Annotated in this window: 17 protein-coding genes; 4 read left to right on the forward strand and 13 right to left on the reverse strand. The window is 51.6% G+C overall.

Going from position 1 to position 18,866, the window contains the following annotated elements; all coding sequences use genetic code 11:
- Positions 1 to 156 precede the first annotated feature (156 nt).
- The 4 genes from AWJ19_RS18940 to AWJ19_RS18955 form a co-directional block, all read right to left on the reverse strand.
- Positions 157 to 1,020, reverse strand: a complete 864-nt coding sequence (locus tag AWJ19_RS18940) for a TIGR02452 family protein (RefSeq protein WP_068726085.1) — start codon at positions 1,018 to 1,020, stop codon at positions 157 to 159.
- Between the two features lie 19 nt (positions 1,021 to 1,039).
- The gene (locus AWJ19_RS18945; protein ID WP_068726087.1) at positions 1,040 to 1,939 is read right to left on the reverse strand and encodes an NUDIX domain-containing protein; all 900 of its coding nucleotides are present in this window, start codon (positions 1,937 to 1,939) and stop codon (positions 1,040 to 1,042) included.
- Between the two features lie 170 nt (positions 1,940 to 2,109).
- On the reverse strand, positions 2,110 to 2,973 hold the full coding sequence (locus tag AWJ19_RS18950; RefSeq protein ID WP_082707993.1) for a cation diffusion facilitator family transporter: 864 nt from the start codon (positions 2,971 to 2,973) through the stop codon (positions 2,110 to 2,112).
- Positions 2,974 to 3,298: 325 nt separating this feature from the next.
- Positions 3,299 to 3,802, reverse strand: a complete 504-nt coding sequence (locus tag AWJ19_RS18955) for a ferritin (RefSeq protein WP_068726194.1) — start codon at positions 3,800 to 3,802, stop codon at positions 3,299 to 3,301.
- Positions 3,803 to 3,918: 116 nt separating this feature from the next.
- Here AWJ19_RS18955 and nagZ point away from each other — a divergent pair, with 116 nt between their 5' ends.
- Entirely contained in the window at positions 3,919 to 5,274 is a 1,356-nt protein-coding gene (nagZ, locus tag AWJ19_RS18960; protein WP_068726091.1) for a beta-N-acetylhexosaminidase, read from the forward strand.
- Between the two features lie 76 nt (positions 5,275 to 5,350).
- Here the strand turns inward: nagZ and AWJ19_RS18965 are convergent, their stop codons facing one another.
- The 6 genes from AWJ19_RS18965 to AWJ19_RS18990 form a co-directional block, all read right to left on the reverse strand.
- Positions 5,351 to 6,448 carry an efflux RND transporter periplasmic adaptor subunit gene (locus AWJ19_RS18965; protein WP_198536601.1) on the reverse strand — a complete coding sequence of 366 codons (1,098 nt, stop codon included), beginning with the start codon at positions 6,446 to 6,448 and terminating at the stop codon, positions 5,351 to 5,353.
- Between the two features lie 51 nt (positions 6,449 to 6,499).
- Positions 6,500 to 7,879, reverse strand: coding sequence for an FtsX-like permease family protein (locus AWJ19_RS18970; RefSeq protein WP_068726093.1), 1,380 nt, complete (start codon positions 7,877 to 7,879; stop codon positions 6,500 to 6,502).
- Complete coding sequence (locus AWJ19_RS18975) at positions 7,876 to 8,589, reverse strand: ABC transporter ATP-binding protein (protein WP_068726094.1); 714 nt, start codon at positions 8,587 to 8,589, stop codon at positions 7,876 to 7,878. The genes AWJ19_RS18970 and AWJ19_RS18975 overlap by 4 nt, the downstream gene beginning before the upstream one ends.
- 35 nt (positions 8,590 to 8,624) lie before the next feature.
- The gene (locus AWJ19_RS18980; protein WP_157890048.1) at positions 8,625 to 11,015 is read right to left on the reverse strand and encodes a hypothetical protein; all 2,391 of its coding nucleotides are present in this window, start codon (positions 11,013 to 11,015) and stop codon (positions 8,625 to 8,627) included.
- Complete coding sequence (locus AWJ19_RS18985) at positions 10,988 to 11,203, reverse strand: hypothetical protein (RefSeq protein ID WP_068726097.1); 216 nt, start codon at positions 11,201 to 11,203, stop codon at positions 10,988 to 10,990. The genes AWJ19_RS18980 and AWJ19_RS18985 overlap by 28 nt, the downstream gene beginning before the upstream one ends.
- A gap of 183 nt (positions 11,204 to 11,386) precedes the next feature.
- The gene (locus AWJ19_RS18990) at positions 11,387 to 12,220 is read right to left on the reverse strand and encodes an AraC family transcriptional regulator (protein WP_068726098.1); all 834 of its coding nucleotides are present in this window, start codon (positions 12,218 to 12,220) and stop codon (positions 11,387 to 11,389) included.
- Positions 12,221 to 12,363: 143 nt separating this feature from the next.
- Here AWJ19_RS18990 and AWJ19_RS18995 point away from each other — a divergent pair, with 143 nt between their 5' ends.
- From AWJ19_RS18995 to AWJ19_RS19005, 3 genes are all read left to right on the forward strand, one after another.
- Positions 12,364 to 14,418, forward strand: a complete 2,055-nt coding sequence (locus AWJ19_RS18995; RefSeq protein ID WP_068726100.1) for a beta-galactosidase — start codon at positions 12,364 to 12,366, stop codon at positions 14,416 to 14,418.
- Between the two features lie 914 nt (positions 14,419 to 15,332).
- Complete coding sequence (locus AWJ19_RS19000) at positions 15,333 to 16,070, forward strand: AzlC family ABC transporter permease (protein ID WP_068726101.1); 738 nt, start codon at positions 15,333 to 15,335, stop codon at positions 16,068 to 16,070.
- Positions 16,061 to 16,387, forward strand: coding sequence for an AzlD domain-containing protein (locus AWJ19_RS19005; protein WP_068726103.1), 327 nt, complete (start codon positions 16,061 to 16,063; stop codon positions 16,385 to 16,387). Before AWJ19_RS19000 ends, AWJ19_RS19005 begins: the two co-directional genes overlap by 10 nt.
- A 57-nt stretch (positions 16,388 to 16,444) precedes the next feature.
- Here AWJ19_RS19005 and AWJ19_RS19010 read toward each other — a convergent pair whose 3' ends face one another.
- The 3 genes from AWJ19_RS19010 to AWJ19_RS36775 all read right to left on the reverse strand — a co-directional run bounded on the left by AWJ19_RS19010 (position 16,445) and on the right by AWJ19_RS36775 (position 18,866).
- Positions 16,445 to 17,602 carry a DUF4129 domain-containing protein gene (locus AWJ19_RS19010; RefSeq protein ID WP_157890049.1) on the reverse strand — a complete coding sequence of 386 codons (1,158 nt, stop codon included), beginning with the start codon at positions 17,600 to 17,602 and terminating at the stop codon, positions 16,445 to 16,447.
- Between the two features lie 182 nt (positions 17,603 to 17,784).
- Entirely contained in the window at positions 17,785 to 18,495 is a 711-nt protein-coding gene (locus tag AWJ19_RS19015; RefSeq protein WP_241781805.1) for a DUF58 domain-containing protein, read from the reverse strand.
- 2 nt (positions 18,496 to 18,497) lie between these two features.
- Complete coding sequence (locus AWJ19_RS36775) at positions 18,498 to 18,866, reverse strand: hypothetical protein (protein ID WP_241781806.1); 369 nt, start codon at positions 18,864 to 18,866, stop codon at positions 18,498 to 18,500.

An 18,866-nucleotide genomic window follows, 5' to 3' on the forward strand; every position in this document is an offset into this window, starting at 1 on the left:
CCCCTTATTTTCTACTTTTCCGGACAAAGGTTCTGTGAACAACATCACAACTTTCAGACACGGATTTACATTTTCATACAAAAAAGCGCAAGAGCTGCTCTTGCGCTTGACCTATCTGATATTCTTCAGGTAGCTGTTTCAAGACCTCCGTTAACCTTATAGCAGCTTAAGCCGGAAAGCATTAATAGCCGCCTGGTCCGGTGACAGGTCAAGAATTGCAAATACGATGTGTTTAAAAAGCGTCCGGTAGCCTTCCTCCACCAGCACCTGCCGGAAGTATCCGGCAACCTCAGCCGGGTCATTGCGGAACACGCCGCAGCCAAATGCCCCGAGTACTATCTCACGGTGACCCTGATCTGCCGCAACAGCCAGAATATAGCGGATCCGCTCCAGCATCACCCCGGCAATCAGCGGTATTTCCTGCGGGTCCCGTTCCTTGACCACTCCTGCGTTAACAGCAGGTGCAGTAATCATGGACACGGTATAAGGCTTATCCAGCAGCAGATCACGGCTGTCGCGGAATACGGGAACACCCGGAGAATGGATCATATAGTGGGAATATAAGCAAGATTTGCGGCTGCGGTTATAATCGTACATTTCCTTCATTTGAGAGATCGCCGGATAGAGGGCGGATGCACGTGCAAGGCTCTCCTCCTGGGCTTGGCTGCCCCCAAGGAAGCCGCCGCCCGGATTTTTGGCAGAAGCAAAATTCAGGCATACGATGTGTTCATGATCTTCCCGTTCCACCAGACGCTGCGCTGCTTCCAGCGTGGACTCGGCCGTTACTGAGATGTTCGGCTTATCCGCAGGGTGATTACGGAGCTGCTGTGCTGTGCGTTCATTCAGCATCTTGAGCTCCGCGGGCCTATATAACTGTGAACCGGAAATGGCCGCGCTGACTGCTTCGGCAATATCTGCCTGCTGTCCGGATCTGTTGATATAATGGCCTGCAGCAATAATATCTAAAGTTTCTTGAGCAACTAATGCACGTTTATTTCTTCCGTTATTGGAGTTATTCATCACTCTCAGCCCCGATCGGTTATTCTTTATTTACGTTATACCGGTACAGCCTGGAGGGCCGGTGACCGGCATCTTTGGTATATTCATCCGTCTCCGTCACACTGTCGGCGATCTTCCTGCGGAAGGCTGCGGCCAGCAGCTCTTTGCCAAGGATAATTTCGTAGACCCGCTGCAGCTCTGACAGAGTAAACAACGGCGGCATCAGATTAAAAATAATGTCCGTATACTCCACCTTGCCGCGCAGCCGTTCGATAGCATACTGCACCATCAGCAGATGATCAAAAGCGAGCCCTTCACTCTCGATAATCCGGCTGTGTGCTTTACGGACATGCCCTTGGACAGTCTCGGTATGGCTGACAGTACCTGTAAGTGTGGTTTGCTCATTTTGCAGCGTTATCCGGAATCTTTTCTCCAGCTCATATCCCTGTTCCAGTTCAGTACGGTTTGTTGCCATTAATTGATGTGTTACCTCGAACCAGGCGGCATCAGCCGCATCATCGCCTGCCTGCACATTCAGCGTTGTCCGGTCAACCAGCGCCATATAGGAGCAGCTGATCACACGCATGCGCGGATCACGCTCCACATCACCCCAAGTGTATAGCTGCTCCATGTAGATGTTGTCGATATTCGTCTCTGTATACAGCTCTCTTCTGGCCGCGTCCTCAATGCTCTCGTTAATGGAAACGAAGCCTCCCGGCAGTGCCCACTGCCCCAGATAAGGGTGCTGTCCCCGCTTGATCAGCAGAAGCTGAAGTGACTTCTCGGACAGCTTCCGGTAGTTATTCTGCTCCTGTTCCATCACGGTAAAAATCAGCATATCCACGGTCACGGACGGGCGCTCATACACCCCCGCATCATAGTTTTGCAGAAACTGTTCCTCTGTTTGCCCCTGGGCATCAGTTATGGGTTGCTTGTTCATATAACGCTCCTTCATCTATTTTAGACGTACGGATAACTTATTGTTTAATTGTTATTAACATAATGATATTATATGCACAAGCGTAATGGTAAAGTCAAGCTTCTAATGTTTATTTTTGGCAAACAAAAAAACCTGATTGCTCAGGCTTTCCGCTTAAACCATTCTATAACTCACACCGGTTCGATATGTACCAGCACATCAGAAACCCGGTGCCGGCCTTTCAGCTGATCCTCGATCTCTTCCGTGATATCGTGGCTCTGTATGACATTGAGACTGGATTTTACAAGTACCGTTGTATCAACCAGCACGTTGTTGCCGTGTACTCTCGCTTTAATGTCTTTGATGGATTCCACACCGGCAATCCCCGCCACCGTCTGCTTCATCAGCTCCAGTTGCCCTGCATCGAAGCCGTCAGTCAGGTCATGGGTAGCTTTACGGAAGATGTCCCAGGCCGTTTTGCAGATCAGCAGGCCGACGATAACTGCAGTTACAGGATCGAGCCAGGGCAGGCCGAATTGCGATCCGATGATCCCGATAAAAGCGCCCATGCTGACAAGCGCATCCGAACGGTTATCCTGAGCCACTGCCTGCATGGCATTACTGTTAAGTCTGCGGGCCAGCTTGATGTTATACAGATATACAACCATCATGACCACGGCACACGCGGCTGCGGTCCAGGCGGCAATCAGGTCAGGCGTCTCCAGCACCGGCTGGATGAACTTGTTCACGCCCTGGTACAGAACTTGAAACCCTACAGCAATCATGATGAAGGAAGCAATCAGTGCGGCAACCGTCTCCGCTCTGAAATGCCCGTAGCTGTGATTGGAATCCGGGGGTCTTCTCGAAATTTTGAGACCGATCAAAATGGCAATGGATGCAATAATATCGGTGCTGTTGTTAAGCCCGTCGGCAAGCAGCGCCTGTGAGCCCGAGAAGGTCCCGATCAGCAGTTTGACAGCAGATAACACTATGTATGCCAGCAGACTGAGCCAGGCCCCTTTTTCACTTTGTTTGATGTCGCTGTAGTTTTTCAAAACAAAAGAACCTCCAAAACAATAGTATTGTTCCATACTACACGCTGGCATCCGGGTGGGTCTAGAGAAACAGTGTTGCCGGCCGGCGCAAGAGTTAACCTCTCTAAATAGAGTTGGATACCCGGAAGTGTGTTGCTGTATGCAACAACCTTTGCATTAGTTCAACTTTTAAAGATTAGTCTGGCTTGCGATTACGATAATCAAGGGTGTACTGTAACTTTTTCATCTTTACTGAGTCTATTACATATGTAAAAAACGGGACGTATTCTGTTAAAGAATACATCCCGCATTTGGCTATAGTATGGCGATGATCTGGTCCTGCAGCTTATTCCGCAGGCGGCGTAAAGGAACGGGCGGCAAATTCCGCATCCAGCATGTAGAAGGCGTTGCTGTCCGTCTCAATCCGTTTGAGCTTGGCGATAATATTGCTGAACAGCGCTTCTTCCTCCACCTGCTCATCAATGAACCACTTCAGGAAATAGATGGTTGCATGCTCGCGCGCATCCAGCGCCAGGTCAGCCAGATGATAGAATTTCTTGGTATTCTGCTGTTCATGGGCATAGGCATGCTCAAAAGCATCCAGCATGGAGGTGTAGTTGTTGTTAGGCTCCGGCATTGCTGCCAGTGTGGCGCGGTAATCACGGTCATTGAGGAATTTGTAGATCTTCATGGCATGGAACCGTTCCTCCTCTGCCTGTACCAGGAAAAAATTAGCGAAGCCGTCCAGGCTCTCACCGGAACAATATGCAGCCATTGCCAGATAGACATGAGCGGAATAGAACTCAAAATTCATCTGTTCATTAAGTGTCTTCATCAAATCTTCCTTCATGAACACGTCACCTCATCCTTGTAAAATGAATTGCTTGTTAAGCCTATGTACTGCTTATTCCCATACATCTTATCATCCCGGGATGTGAATCTGCAAACGAAAGGAAGGCCCCTTATATGATTAATACCGGCCGATACACCTCGATAATTACAGCTATAACCTTGATGCTGCTAACCGGCTGCAGTACGGGTAACAGCGCAGCGGACGGCCCTCCGCCGTCACAAGCGTCTGCCGCTCCTGTCTCACCCGGAGCAGCTGCCGGCGGCGGGTCAGCGCCTGCCAAGTCCCCTACACCGCAGCCTGCCGCCCCTGAGCCCTCTGTAACACCGTCAGCAGCTCCTTCACTTTCTCCGCCCGCGTATGACAGCGGCAATGACAATCTTGTAACGCAGATTGCCGGAATGACGCTGGAGCAAAAAATCGGACAAATGCTTCTGGCCGGTATTGATGGTACCAGGCTGGACAGTGAAGCCAAGCGGATGATTGCGGAAGACGAGATCGGCGGAATCATCCTCTATAAAGACAATATCAGCAGCCTTAAAAGCATGATCTCCCTGATCAACGCACTGAAGCAGAGCAATAGCGCAAACAAAGTGCCGCTGTTCATGAGCGTCGATCAGGAAGGCGGCAAGGTGAGCCGGATGCCTGAAGAATATGCTGCTATTCCGGCTAACAGCAAGGTCGGAGCCGTAAACAAAACGGAAAGTGCCGCGGAGATGGGCAGTCTGCTGGCAAGGGAAGTCCTGTCATCCGGCTTTAATATGAATTTTGCCCCTGTGCTGGACATCAACAGCAATCCTGATAATCCGGTCATCGGTGAGCGTTCCTTCGGGAATAATGCCGAGCTTGTCTCACGGCTTGGCATTGCCGAGATGAAGGGTCTTGCATCTGAAGGCGCCATTCCTGTTATTAAGCATTTTCCAGGTCATGGCGATACCTCTGTGGACTCTCACCTTGAGCTGCCCGTCGTGAACAAAAGCGTCGCAGGGCTAGCCAAGCTGGAATGGCTGCCGTTTCAGGCTGCGGTCAAGGAAGGAGCGGATGCCGTAATGGTAGCCCATATTCTTTATCCGCAGCTTGATCCGGACAAGCCAGCCTCCCTCTCTGCTGAGATTATCGGCGGCCTGCTCCGGGAGCAGATGGGCTTCGGCGGGGTTGTCATTACGGACGATCTGACAATGGGCGCCATTACGGATCACTATACGCTGCCTGCGGCAGCAGTAGATACTGTCCTTGCCGGCAGTGACATCCTGCTGATTGCACACGAATATTCCAATGAACGGAAGGTGCGGGCCGCACTGCTGGAGAGTGTCCGCAGCGGAGTGATCCCGGAATCACGGATCGACGAAAGCGTGTACCGTATTCTGGCGCTCAAAGAAAAATATAAGCTGACTGATAAGCCAGTTGCCGTCCCCGATCTGACTGAACTGAACAGTGATATCAAGGCATGGCGCAAGACGTTGGCAAAGTAAGTCCGGTAAAGCATAAGCAAATAACAACAAAGGGAGCTGCGGCATCAACAGCCGCAGCTCCCTTTTGTATTGGAATCTATTGCAGAACGACCGTATCTCCGGCCTTCAGCCCGCTTAGAACCTCCGTTTTATCCGAAGTCTCCAGCCCGATCTTGATCTCCTGGCGTTCATAAACCCCGTCACCTTTATCCAGCATAACAAAGCTCTGTTCGCCTTCATGTATTACTGCCATGCTGGATACCACCACCGCATTCTCCCGGCGCGAGGTCTCGATATCTCCGCTCAGGCTTAACCCGCCGATCAGATGCTCGTCAGGCTGCAGCGATATGACCACATCAAATTGCGGAACCTGTCCGGCCGAATTCTGTCCGGTCGTGTTGGTCGCAAACTTGGAGACCTCCGTCACTTCTCCGCTCAGAATCAGATCCTTCATCGCCGTCATTTTCACATTAACTTTCATACCCTGCTTGATCTTGAAAATGTCCTGCTCCCCGACTGAAGCAATGAACTCCAGCTTGTTCAGATCGACGATTTTGCCGATATACTGGTTGTCTGTCACCGTCTGCGGCCGTTCAGTGCTGCTGTCATACAGGAAAATCCCTGTAGCCGGCGCATGATAAACGGCAGTGTTCAGCTTAGCCTTCTTATCCTTGAGCTCCTGCTGCTGGATTTCTGCGTTGACCTGATTCAGCTCGTCATTCAGCCGGGCCGCCTCCTCGGCAGCCAGTGCCTTGAGACGTTCTGCCTCCGTACCGATTGGAGCTGCACTCTCATCCTCCTGCTGGCTGACAAAAGCGTTTAGCTCCGCCTCAAGCTCAGCCTTGCGGATCGCCGCCTCCGTCTGGGCAATTTCATTCTTGAGTGTAGACTGGTCCAGAGTAAACAGCACATCCCCCTTCTTGACCTGCCCGCCGTTCTCCACCTTCCACCCGGTTACCTTGGAGGCAAACGGTGCATAAACCAGCGTCTCCTCCTGGTACTGGGATTTCCCCTTGACCTGAACAGAGCTGGTCATTGTTTCCTGGGTCACCGGGAAGCTGATCACCTGCGGCGGCTCCATCACGATTTCCGCTTCCTCGGCCTTAAACATTTTGCCGTACAGCATATATCCTGCGCCTATAATGATTACTGCGATAATAATCCATTTCAGGCTCCGCTTGATTATTCTTTTCATTGTGGGCTTCCTTTCAGCTTGAAATACATTAACTATAGCTTATGCTAACCGCTAATCCCGTTTAATCGCTGTAAGCGCGTCGGTTCTGGATGCACTGATTGCCGGGTAAATCCCTGACAGTACGCCCGTCATTATTGCAAAGGCCAGTCCTACCGGAATGGTCGTTAACGGGATAAAGAAGTTCAGGCTGTCACCTGCTGTACCAACCAGCTTATTAAGCCCCATGATAATCAGATACGAGAACAGCACACCCAGCAGTCCCCCGAGAAGTCCGAGCAGTGCCGCTTCCGTAATGAACATGTTGCGGATTTGCCCCATGTTGGCGCCCAGCACCTTCATAATGCCGATCTGCCGTCTGCGCTGATGCGTGGACATCGTCATGGCTACAATGATGGAGATTGACGCGATCACCAGAATGAATACACCGATGCCGAGAGCAGCCATTTTTATCATATCGAACTGCTCCTTGAGCATCTCCTGCTGATACAGATTATCCATGGCATTCAGATTCAGCTTCTGGATCATGGCTTCCACTGATTTGATGTTGTCTGTACTGTCCACCTTTACCGTAACGGTTTTGTAGCTGTTCTCTTCTACATTCGGTGTCATGCCGTTATTATTGCCGAAAGACAATTGCTCGGTCAGCTGGGCAGCTGTTTCAAGCGATACGTACATGATCTTTTCGTAAGAGGCCCGCAGGTCATCTGTTCCTTCCGCCGTAGCCAGGATACCGCCTACCTGAAGCGCCGAACTGAGCTTGACTTTACCTTCAGTGGTTGAATAATCTGTGGCCTGAAGCTGAACCTGCTGCCTGTACATCTCTGAAGGAAGCACAGACAAGCTGTTGTACTGGTTCATGAGGTCCGAATTGAACGGGTCAGCCCCCATCTGCTCATACAGCTTCTGCCGGGTCTCGTTGTCGATAAGACCGAGTGTCGCGCCATAATTAAGCACTACCATGCCTGGAAGATCAGTAACACCGCCCTGCTTGAACTTAAAGCCGAACTCCTTAAGCGTCCGCAGGTCTGTTGCTTTAACTTGAACATCGGCAATTTTATTATCAACCGTCAGCATCTGCATATAGCCTGCGTCTTCAAAGGGGGCGGCTGCCACAACATGATTCAGGCTCTTTATAATTTCGAGCTTTTGGGCCGTGAGCTTGCCGGGGTCAAGGTTTTCATTGTTCTGTGTAGCCCCTCCGCTGCCACCGCCCTGGGAGGGAATACCGCCGCCCGGAGTAACGGTGATTTCATCCATTTTGAAATTCCGGTTCACTTCATCTGTTACATAAGTCTGGGCGGACTGGCCGATGCTGAGCGCCACAATGATGGCTGCACAGCCGATGGAGATCCCTGTCATGCACAGACCGGTGACCACCTTGCGCCGTTTGACCTGATCCCAGGCCATCCGTGAAATATCCCTGATCTTCATCCCGTACCTCCTTCTGCGGACTCCGCATCTGCTGCTGCCGGAGGATTGTTGATCAGATAGCCGTCACGCAGGGAGAAAGTGCGCTGCATCTGCTCTGCAACCTCCAGTTCATGTGTGACAACAATAAAGGTTGTCTTCAGGGACTGGTTCAGCTTCAGCAGAATGGCAATAATCTCTTCCTCCGTCCGGGTATCCAGATTCCCGGTCGGCTCATCCGCGAAGATAACGGAGGGCTCGGTAATCAGCGAACGGGCGATACTGACCCGCTGCTGCTGGCCGCCGGAGAGCTGAGAAGGGAACAAGTCCGCTTTGTCCGGGATGCCGACCTGCTCCAGCAGCGCCAGCGCCTTTTGCTTGCGGACCGAGGGGGATACGGACTGGAAGACGAGCGGCAGCTCAACATTTTCACGCACCGTAAGGCTTGTAATCAGCTCGTAAGCCTGAAAGATAAAGCCGATATGCTTGCGGCGGAATTCAGCCAGCTTGTTCTCGCCCATCTGGACGATATCATGGCCGGCAATGTAAATATGGCCTTCCGTCGGCTTCATCAGCCCGGCCATAAGGTTCAGCATGGTGGATTTGCCCGAGCCGGAGCTGCCGAGCAGCGCGACCATCTCACCTTTGTTGACTGTAAAATTGATGTCGTGCAGAACCGTTGTCCATTCATTGCCGGTTTTAAACGAATGCTTGATATTTTCAACTCGCAACATGGAAGCTGCTCCTTTAGTGGACTTGGAATAGATCCTTATTTCTCTGTCTCTTTATCGTCATCTGCAGGCTTCGGCAGCGGTTCAAACCGCATTGTGAAGAGCTGGCTGCCCAGCTCCTGCCGCTCGCCCTGGAACTCATCATAGACGGTCAGCCTGTACGATCCGCCTGTGATCTGCTTATAGAGATTTTTAGTGAAGGACAGAGAATAGGTATGGTTGTTCCCTTCGAGCAGCTCTGTACCAATTGCCAGCACTTTGTCCTGGGATTGGCCGAACGGATCTGTGATCCGCAGTACCAGCTTATGCTCGGACTCTCCGGCATCATAGCTGTTTTCCCGCGTCAGGTTATAGGTGATGTTCAGATTAACCGTATCGCTGGCTTCCACATGGCGTCCATCGGAGCTGAGCACATTTAATGTATAAGGATAAAGGACAATATTCTGCAGATTGGCTGCCGGTACAACCGCCTTTGGAGTAAGCGGAAGCGAAGCTACATTGATAAATCCGGTCGGCTGTTCCCCGCTTTCACTCAGCTTGCTGCCAGTCACGCCTGATCCGAGATAAGCTGAAACTTCTGTTGTGGCCACTGTTTTGGGCAGCTTGGCCCACAGTGTGATCAGCTGCTTGCCGCCCGGTGTCGCCAGGTTGTCTGACTGGTTCACCTTGGCTTCGTAGAATTGTCCGTCAGCTGTTTTGAAATACGCCTGCAGGCGGGCCATCTTGCTCTGCCGTTTCTCGGCGCTGCTCATCAGAACCTCGGTGTACAGGATGTTGAAATTGCTGCCTTCATAGACTGTCGTTTTGTTTTCCTGAACGGCGGCATTTTTGCCTTTACCTGTAATAACATAGCTGTCTCCGCGTTTAAGCTGGTTCACACTGCTTATGAAGCTGGTTGTGCTGAAGTCCAGGAACGGAATACTCTCCGTTTCCGATTTGACAGACAGATTAACACGCACGTTGTTGAACTCATCCGTATACGGAATTTTGGTCAGCAAGGAGATGTCTGTATACTGGCCCGGTGCAAGCACCGCCGCTTCCTTATCCATCAGCAGGTCGGTTGTTGCCGCCAGATTATCGGTATCCAGCTTCAGGGCGCCCTTGAGATCAGGAATCGTAAGATTAACGGACTGGTTATTGGTAATTCTTACTTTGGCCAGGACAATATCATCATCCTTCCACGGGTAACGCTGCAGCGACTGCAGGCTGTAGGAGAATGTTCCGTACTGGTTCGTAATCCCGTACTCCTGACCGCTGCGCACATCGGCCCGCAGGGTATACGGAATGGTGAAATAGGCAACCGGAAAAACAAGCTTTGCAGACGTATCGACGGCAGCCTCACCTGCTCCTGAACCTGAGCCTCCGGCATCTGTACCGGCAGAGGTTGTAACGGCCTCTATCATCTGCAGCTGCAGTGAGGACTGCTCCACCTGAAGCGGAATTTCAGCAGTCAGCGGAACGACCTTAGTCTCAAGCGGCTTCAGGGTAAGACCGCTGAGGCCCTTGGCATTAACCGGGAACGCTGTGCCCTTGGCCGATTTGACTGACAATTCATAAGCAGGCATTGTTACCGCCTTGTTGCCGGTATTTTTAAGCTGCAGATGGAATGACCATACTGCCTTGTCATCCTCTGCATAAACAGCGGCTCCGGTAAGCTTGGTATCTACTGTATTGCTGTTTACAACCATTTTTTTGACAGCCCCGCTTGCCACTACAAGATCCGGAGTGGTTGCCGCCGGCAGTTTGAAGGAAGATTTGGCCAGTTCAAGCTTGAGTGTTTCATCCTTCTGGGTAAACTGCAGCTTCATATTCGCCGTATTCAGATAAGCAGGAATTTCGGTCAGATAAAAGATAGTCCTTTTCTCCTGCGGCTGTATCTTATAACCAGTCTGGGAGCTGCTCAGGGCAAGCTCAAAGGAGGTTCCGCTTGCTGTAACCAGATAGGCCGAGTAGCCTGTATCACCTAGTACTTTGCTGCCTTTATTGGTAATGCTGATACCAACCTTGGCGTATACTTTGCCTCCGTACTTATAGAGCTGCAGGGAGTCGGCGCTGGCCGAGACCGGGATGTCATTCATCTTTGTATTGATGCTTTTGCCCAATCCCGCTGTTGTAGTATACGCTGCCGGAATAGCGAAGGAACCGGTATGCTTGAGGTATCCCTTGCTTTTGGTGTCCCACACATACATGGCGATCTTGACACCTGAGAGGGACTTGGTTTGGCCGATATTCACATAGTATGTAATACTCATGCTGTTCTTCGCAGCAATCTTTTTCTTCGTCGCATCTGCGGTTACCGGATTGCCAGGAATAATGGAACCGCCCGGTGTGACGACACGTGAAAAGTAACGCTGCAGATTCACAGTCGAGCTGCTGTTATTGGTAATCTTCAGGGTGTAGGTCAATATATTACCGCCGACTGCGTCCAAATATTAACATCTTCAACTGTTGCGGTTACTCCCGCCGACATTGTAACCGGACTTATCTTGACTGCTGCTGTAGCTGACGCTTGCGTACCAGCAGCCTGAACAGCAGGCACCGCCAGGCTTCCTGCCAGCTGGGCGACGGTCAAGGTACCCAAGAGAAGGGCAACCGATCTTTTTCTGAACTGTCTCATTGATTTCCTCCCAGAAATATTTGCTAGAGTTATTATAGTTGCTAACACACAGGGATTTGTATCCAATTTGTAACTCTTCCAGTCACGTTGTAACCTTTTATACGCAAATATGCCCTTAAACAGCGCGGTCAGCGCTGTTTATTGAACAAGGTTTGTTAACATTTCCCTTCGCTCCTGCCAAATCTATGAACGGAAAGAACGGCGGTATTGGCTGGGAGGCAGTCCTTCTGCTTCTTTGAATACTTTGATAAAATAGCTGGACTGCTGGAAGCCGCTCTGGAGCGCGATTCTCTCAACAGGAAATTCCGTAGAGACCAGCAGCAGCTTGGCTCTGGCCAGCCGGCATTCGCTTAAATAGCGGTTAGGCGTCTTCCCCATGGTGGAGCGGAACAGCCGCAGAAAATGATAGCTGCTGTAACCTGCAAGCCGTGACATGCTTTCCAGTGTCCACGGCCGCTCACATTCATTATGGATAATGTCAGCCGTGCGGCGTATCGAATGGCGGATTTCAAGCGGAACCGATCCGTGCAGAGGCTCGGAGTTCTGCAGCAGGGTGACAAGAATTTCATACAGCACAGCTGACAAGCGGGGCTCGTTCTGTGTCTCGTAGGCTGCACTGAGGCGGTACATCTCCTCAAACAGATGTTCAAGTCCGGCGTTCAGGTCGAATGTGAAAAAGTATCCCTGCGATTGGTCAGCTTCCTCCAATAATGGCAGTGAAAGCGAAGTGCTGAAGTGAACCCAGCGCACTTCCCATGGCAGCACGGGATCTGAGCCATACTGCTGATAAGCACCCCGGGGGTAGAGAAAACCTCTGCCTATACCCATAGGTATCCTAATTCCATTCTGAAACACATACCCCGAACCGTCAAAAACCAGATGCAGATTGTAGCTGTTCAGCATCCCTTCGCTCCTGCGCTCCGCATGCTGCGGGAAATCGCTATAATGCCCGATAAATTCCGGATAACAGACATAATGGGCATAAGCCGGAGCCGGTAGCACCCGTTGTTTCATCATTGCCTTTCTCCTTTTTGCTTTGGATCTTCACCACGCAATATAATCATATAATAGCAAGATTATGTTATATAAGACAGCTCAGTGCGGCTATTACAATAGATTTATAGATTGTATAAAGCATCTTTTTACATTTGGAGGTTATGATGAAGAAACCTGTTGCTGACCAGAAGTTCGAGCTTGGCGTTTGTTATTATCCGGAGCACTGGCCGGAGGAGATGTGGGATGACGATTACCGACGCATGGTAGAGACAGGCTTTACCATTGTCCGCATGGGCGAGTTTGCCTGGTCCATCTTCGAACCGGAGGAAGGCCGCTTTCAATTCGGGCTGTTTGACAGAGCCATTGATCTGGCGCATAGCCATGGACTCAAGGTGATCCTTGGAACACCTACGGCTACACCTCCTGCCTGGCTGACAGAAAAATATCCTGAAGTGCTTAACGTAACTCAAGAAGGTGTAACCCTGCAGCATGGCATGCGCCGGCATTATAATTACAGCAGTCCGAAGTACCGTGAGCTGTGTGCCCGGATCGTGACTCAAATGGCCGAGCGTTACAGCAGCCACCCCGGTGTTGCCGGCTGGCAGATTGACAATGAACTGAATTGTGAGATTAACGTATTCTACTCTGAAAGCGATCACACTGCTTTCCGTGAATGGCTGCAGCAGAAATATGGCACGCTGAATAAGCTGAACGAAGCCTGGGGCGCGGTTTTCTGGAACCAAAGCTATACCAGCTGGTCCCAGGTATTCCTGCCGCGTCCTACACCTGTTCACGGGCAGCCTAATCCGCATCAGGCACTGGACGAAAAACGTTTTATCTCCGACAATGCCATTTCGTTTGCCAAGGTACAGGCCGACATCCTCCGGGAGAAGGCTCCTGGACAATGGGTGACAACCAACGGCTTGTTTGGTCATCTCGACAGCCATGAGCTGAGCGATGAAATGCTCGACTTTTTCAGCTATGATTCCTACCCGCAGTTCTCCAGCATCTCCAATGATCTGAATGAGCGGAATCCGCTTGCTGACCGCAGCTGGAGCTTATCATTATCGGTAGTCCGTTCGATCAGCCCTAACTATTGCATCATGGAGCAACAGTCCGGTCCGGGCGGCTGGGTTAACCGGATGGATATGCCATCCCCTAAACCCGGGCAGATGCGGCTTTGGACATACCAGTCCATTGCCCACGGCGCCGATATGGTACTCTATTTCCGCTGGCGCACAGCCACTATGGGCAATGAGATTTACTGGCACGGCATCAACGATTATCATAATCTGCCGAACCGCAGAGTTCGGGAAGCTGCAGAGATCGGCAAGGAGCTTGGCGCTGCGGGCAAGAGCATTATCGGCACAACGGCCAAGGCATCCATTGCCATATTGCGCGATTACGATAATGAGTGGGACGGCGAATATGACATCTGGCACGGGCCGTTCATGTGGCAGAGCAACAAAGAGTGGTTCAAGGCGCTGCAGCATAAGCACATTCCTACAGACATAGTGTATATACGAAGCAAGACAACCGCTGAGGAATTGTCCCGCTATGAAGTGCTGGTCTATCCGCATCCTGCCATCATGACTGATGAAACGGCAGCTCTGCTGGATGCGTACGTGCAGCAGGGCGGCAAGCTGATCTTCGGCTGCCGGACCGGCTATAAGGATTCCCGGGGCCAATGCTATATGCGTGCATTCCCGGGAGCAGCCAAGGAGCTGTGCGGGATTACCGTTGAAGAATTCACTATGGTCAAAGGCAGACGCCTTCCGACAACAATAAAGTGGGCCCATGGAAGTGATGAGCTGACCGGCGCTGATTCCTTCAATGATATTCTGCATGTGGAAGCCGATACGGTAGAGGTGATGGGTACCTATGCCAGCGATTATTATGCCGGCAAGCCTGCGGTTACACGGAACAAACGTGGCCGCGGCGAGGTATGGTATTACGGGGCTGTATTCAATGAGGAAGCAGCTGTTAGAATTATAGACAGCCTGGAGCTTGCCTCTCCTGCTGCCGGATGGCTGGAGCTGCCGACCGAGGTGGAGCTGCAGGTCCGCAGCAGCGAGTCAGCCAGCCTGACCTTCCTGCTCAACTATAACGAGCTGCCTGTGGAAATTCTGCTCAAGGAGGCCCGTACAGATTTACTGACCGGCCGAACGCTGGAAGGTAAGTTCATTATGGACGGATTTGGCGTCCTGGTGCTGCAATAAACGGATCTCCAGACTGGACAGCTGTAACTTAGAGCCAATCAACTGCAACATTAGAACAAAATAATGAACCGCTCAGCACAGTACCCTTTACTTTAAATCGCACTGTGGCTGAGAGGCCTTCACATTTAGGCTTCACAGTGTCTTCCTCATTTACGCTGGACAGTTATTCCCACATTTAGGCTCCAACATTTAGTTGGATTTTCAACACCTAAATTCATCAAATCTCAGCGTTTCAAATGTTTAGTTGGAAAATCAGCACTTAGTTAGCCCGAAATGTCCCCTTAGGTTCGAAAATAGCTAAAATAAGTGTCGTTTTTCCAATTAGCCCTTCCTTCCCGGTCATTTTTCAAGGAAATAGATGACGAATTACCACTTATATAAATTGAACTAATGATTTTTTTGTTTTGGGATTAACCGTGACTCCAGAGAATGTTTGGACTTCCGGCCGCTGCCCGCCTGCAGATTTCTTGATTTATACCGCTGTTCGCGGTGGAAATCCGCAGACAAAGGCGGACGCTACCGCTCCTCCAGTTCCAAAATTCCCCTCCGCCACTCTTCCCCTAACTTTAATTTTCCAGTTCAATCTATATAGATTATATTTAGAAAGCCACGTATCCCCCGAATAGCACTTCCCATCCTTGAGCAGATCAGTATATTGTATCCGGTGCAGCTAAACAGGCGAATTTACAGTTAGCTACAGATCCCATGATAGCTGCAGACTCCATAAGCTGCAGATCCAGCGAATATACAAAAGGTCCCGTCCGCATGATACTTTGCGGCGGGACCTTTTTATACTTATAGTAAATCGCCCATGAAGATTCCCCTTGCCAATCAGCGAAATTTATAAGATATTAAGATAATGCGTTTTTCCTGCAATGCGTTAAATAAAGACAGGATGAAAGGAGGCCGCTCTCATGAAAACCGAACCCGCACAGGCGGAACTTGCTGTAGCTCCTGACGACAACGAAGAAAGCTTCCTCCAGGGAGTCAAAGATTGTATCCCTACTCTGCTGGGTTATCTGAGCATCGGCTTTGCCGCCGGTGTTGTCGAGAAAACCGCCGGACTCTCTCTGGCCGAAATCGCCTTGATTTCCATTATCCTGTACGCCGGGTCCGCCCAGTTTATCGCTGCCGGAATGATTGCTGCCGGCAGCACGGCGACCAGCATTATTATTACCATCCTGCTGGTCAATCTCCGGCATCTGCTGCTCAGTGCAGCCCTCTCGCCTTACTTCCGCCATCTGACACCGCTGCGCAATCTGCTGATCGGCACACTGCTGACGGATGAAACCTTTGGTGTAGCAATTCAGAGAAGTGCACGCAAGAAGGCCATCAGTGAGAAATGGATGCACGGCCTGAATATTACCGCTTATCTGAACTGGATCCTTGCCAATCTGGCTGGTGCAGTGCTTGGGCAATGGATTTCGAGTCCGGAGGAATGGGGCCTGGACTTTGCCCTCCCGGCTATGTTCATCGGACTGCTGGTGCTTACGCTTATCAGCAGAAGCAAATATGCCCTTGATATTACGGTCGGCCTCATTGCCATGATTATTGCAGTCGGCCTGTCCATCCTCTGGTCCCCCAGTATCGGGGTCATTGCCGCAGCGGTTATAGCCTCAACGATAGGAGCTGTGATGGAAAAATGGAAGTAAGACCTGATATATTCCTCATTATACTGGGGGCGGCGCTGGTTACTTTTATACCGCGGGTGCTCCCGCTGATGCTGCTCAGCCGGATAAGCATCCCCGAATGGGGAATGCGCTGGCTGAATTACATGCCTATCGCCGTCATGTCCGCACTGGTTGCCCAGGAGCTGTTCATCGACGGCGGAAAGTTCTCGGCTCTGAACACGAATGTGGAGCTGATCGCCGCCCTGCCGGCTTTCTGGGTTGCCATCAAAACCCGCAGCCTGCTGGGCACCGTCCTAACCGGTGTATTGGCGCTGATGCTGCTCAGGCTGCTGTTCTGATCCCGGTTTAATCGAAAGCCCTCTGCCCCGGAAGCGCTCAATGCCTCTCCGGGGCTTTTAGAGCTTCAGCTGCTTTTTGAGCTGGTCCAGCTGCCCGGACTCCTTGCCGGAAACCGAAGCCGGAGATTGTCCGTATCTGGCCTCATTATACAATTGCAGCAATTCTGCAGCCTGTACTTCACTATCGCTGCGTTCCCCCTTACGGGCCTGCTTCCGGTCCCCGGACCATTCCGCCACATCCGCTCCCGTCTCCCGGGGGGTCAGATGGCTCTTGATCCTGTAGCCTTCGGCCGCTCTGGCATTCAGCCAGTGGCGGTAGAGCCAGCGTACACGCTCATTACTGCCGTCCATAGCCTCCCAGCGGTCGCTCCTCCCCCCCAGCTTCAGCCGGTTTTTTACAAACTTCCGGAGGCTGTCCATGGTCTGCTCCCAGGCAAATATGCTCTCCTCTTCATCCTTGAACCCGGTCTGTTCCCGGGCGTTCTCCCTCCGCAGTATAGACAGGATAGAATCAACTGCACGGCGGAAGATGCCGCTGCTGTTTCTGTACAGCCATCGCGCGCCAAAATAGAGTACTGCAAGCGCAATAACCGCCGCAAGTCCATAAAACACCACATCAAGAATCGCAGACAACAGTCCCGGCTCTTTAATTTCGGTCTGAAGGAATTCCTGGGTTGCCGGCATGTCCTGCCTTCTGATGGGTACTTCTTCTGATTTCGAGAACAGCCTGGACAGTAAACCGAATATCAGGTAGAACACGCCCATTAGCAGGGTTGCAATGACCTTGAGCGCACCTGATGCAAGTAAGGCTGCTGCGGCAACAAACAGCACCAGGGACAGCCGGTTATACCGCTTCATCCCGAAGGGCAGCCGTTCAGTTCCGGCTGCGAAGGAATTGTAGCGCATAAAATTGAGGTTGGAATTCAGCAGAGCAAGGATAAGACACCCGCAGCCGCACCAGGTCAGCAGAGTCAGGCTATGCTGAAGCTCGGGAACCCTTGCATATATAATAACCGCTGCGAAATACATCATAAGACCAATGGCATAAGTCTTTATTCCAAGTCCGCGGTCTGCCGCATTCATTCCCAGATAGGCGAACAAGGCGCAGACCAGCATAATCGGTAATGTATTAAATTCTGCTCCCCCCAGAATAAATCCGGCAGCAGCTCCAAGCGGCAGTGAAGCAAGAATCTGCATCCACCTGCGATTGACCATATGCCGCAATAACACCCCTGACAGGGATAATACAGGCAGAATCAAATACCACGGAAACGGAGCCTGCCCTGGCTGCAGATAAACTTCAAGGAAAATCCATAGCGGGAGAAACAGTAACCCCTCAATTAGACACGCCATCCACAACCCAAGAGAAAACTTCAGCCGCTTGCCGAATCCGCTGCTCATGCGCTGTCCCTTCCTTCTCCGGGAATATCCAGCCAGGCCACACCATTGCCGAGCAGCCGCAGTTCCTCAGCCGCATGCATAAGCTCGGCTCCGCGGTGGCAGCTGATAATCAGGTAATCGTTATCAGTCGGGCTGTTCTCGGCCTCAAGCTCCAAGAGCCGCGACATTGGCAGGGTGCGGTCCAGCTGCAGGCGTGCAAGCAGGCCAAGCACCTCCAGTAGGCTTCCCGCCTTGGCGGCGTTCACGGCATCCGGCTCACCATCCAGTCTTCCATTGGACATTAATCCGATTTCAAGGCCGTGTCCGTCTGCATACTCCGCCACTGTTGCCGCGTAACGGATCCCCAGCTCAATCCGCTCCGTATCTGTAATATTGCGCCACATGTTATCACTGTTCTCCACGTTCAAGCAAATGATCAGTCTGACATCGGCAGTGTGATCCTTTTGATGCACCTGCATCATTCCGGTCCGGGCGGTGGCTTTCCAGTTCATGGCGCCGAGCGAGTCGCCCGGCCTGTATTCCCGGGTGCCTGCGGTCAGGAACGGGTCCTCCACAATCCAGCGTTTGACAGGAAGCTCTCCAAGCCAGCTGTGGACAGGCAGCGGCAGCTCGTAGATATCCATCATCAGAGGATAGACAAGCAGCTCCAGCTGCAGCGGGAACTGCTTGCTGTTCCGGCTCATTCCGAACAGATCACCGGTCGTCATCGTTACCGATTCCAGGCGGAACAGGCCCCGCTGCGTACAGCGGATCTGATGCCGGCGCTGATGTGCCGGTATGACCGCAGATAGAACAGGCTGATATGGTTCTGGTAAATCTCGCCGCTGCTGACACCAAGATTGTCCTGGCTGCCGAATTCAAGCCCCCGGGCAATGCTGGATTCCAGCCTCAGCCAGGGGAGCGGCAGCAGCTTGCGGTTGACAATCTCCTCTACCATCTCTATCTGCTCACCCTGATAGACGGCAGAAACAGAGAAATAACGGGAATAGCTGAGTTTTTTTAGCGCATTACGCTGGTAAATCACAGAGACAATCACCAGCAGCGAAAGTGTGCTGATAATAAACCAGGGAAGGGACAT

Origin of the sequence: Paenibacillus sp. DMB5, from assembly GCF_001517085.1 — a bacterium.
Lineage (GTDB): Bacteria > Bacillota > Bacilli > Paenibacillales > Paenibacillaceae > Paenibacillus_AQ.

Coding starts and splice junctions, on each gene's coding strand:
- AWJ19_RS18940 (WP_068726085.1), bottom strand. CDS start 1,020: ATGAATAACTCCAATAACGGAAGAAATAAACGTGCATTAGTTGCTCAA.
- AWJ19_RS18945 (WP_068726087.1), bottom strand. CDS start 1,939: ATGAACAAGCAACCCATAACTGATGCCCAGGGGCAAACAGAGGAACAG.
- AWJ19_RS18955 (WP_068726194.1), bottom strand. CDS start 3,802: ATGAAGGAAGATTTGATGAAGACACTTAATGAACAGATGAATTTTGAG.
- nagZ (WP_068726091.1), top strand. CDS start 3,919: ATGATTAATACCGGCCGATACACCTCGATAATTACAGCTATAACCTTG.
- AWJ19_RS18965 (WP_198536601.1), bottom strand. CDS start 6,448: ATGAAAAGAATAATCAAGCGGAGCCTGAAATGGATTATTATCGCAGTA.
- AWJ19_RS18970 (WP_068726093.1), bottom strand. CDS start 7,879: ATGAAGATCAGGGATATTTCACGGATGGCCTGGGATCAGGTCAAACGG.
- AWJ19_RS18975 (WP_068726094.1), bottom strand. CDS start 8,589: ATGTTGCGAGTTGAAAATATCAAGCATTCGTTTAAAACCGGCAATGAA.
- AWJ19_RS18985 (WP_068726097.1), bottom strand. CDS start 11,203: ATGAGACAGTTCAGAAAAAGATCGGTTGCCCTTCTCTTGGGTACCTTG.
- AWJ19_RS18990 (WP_068726098.1), bottom strand. CDS start 12,220: ATGATGAAACAACGGGTGCTACCGGCTCCGGCTTATGCCCATTATGTC.
- AWJ19_RS18995 (WP_068726100.1), top strand. CDS start 12,364: ATGAAGAAACCTGTTGCTGACCAGAAGTTCGAGCTTGGCGTTTGTTAT.
- AWJ19_RS19000 (WP_068726101.1), top strand. CDS start 15,333: ATGAAAACCGAACCCGCACAGGCGGAACTTGCTGTAGCTCCTGACGAC.
- AWJ19_RS19005 (WP_068726103.1), top strand. CDS start 16,061: ATGGAAGTAAGACCTGATATATTCCTCATTATACTGGGGGCGGCGCTG.
- AWJ19_RS19010 (WP_157890049.1), bottom strand. CDS start 17,602: ATGGTCAATCGCAGGTGGATGCAGATTCTTGCTTCACTGCCGCTTGGA.
- AWJ19_RS19015 (WP_241781805.1), bottom strand. CDS start 18,495: ATGACGACCGGTGATCTGTTCGGAATGAGCCGGAACAGCAAGCAGTTC.
- AWJ19_RS36775 (WP_241781806.1), bottom strand. CDS start 18,866: ATGTCCCTTCCCTGGTTTATTATCAGCACACTTTCGCTGCTGGTGATT.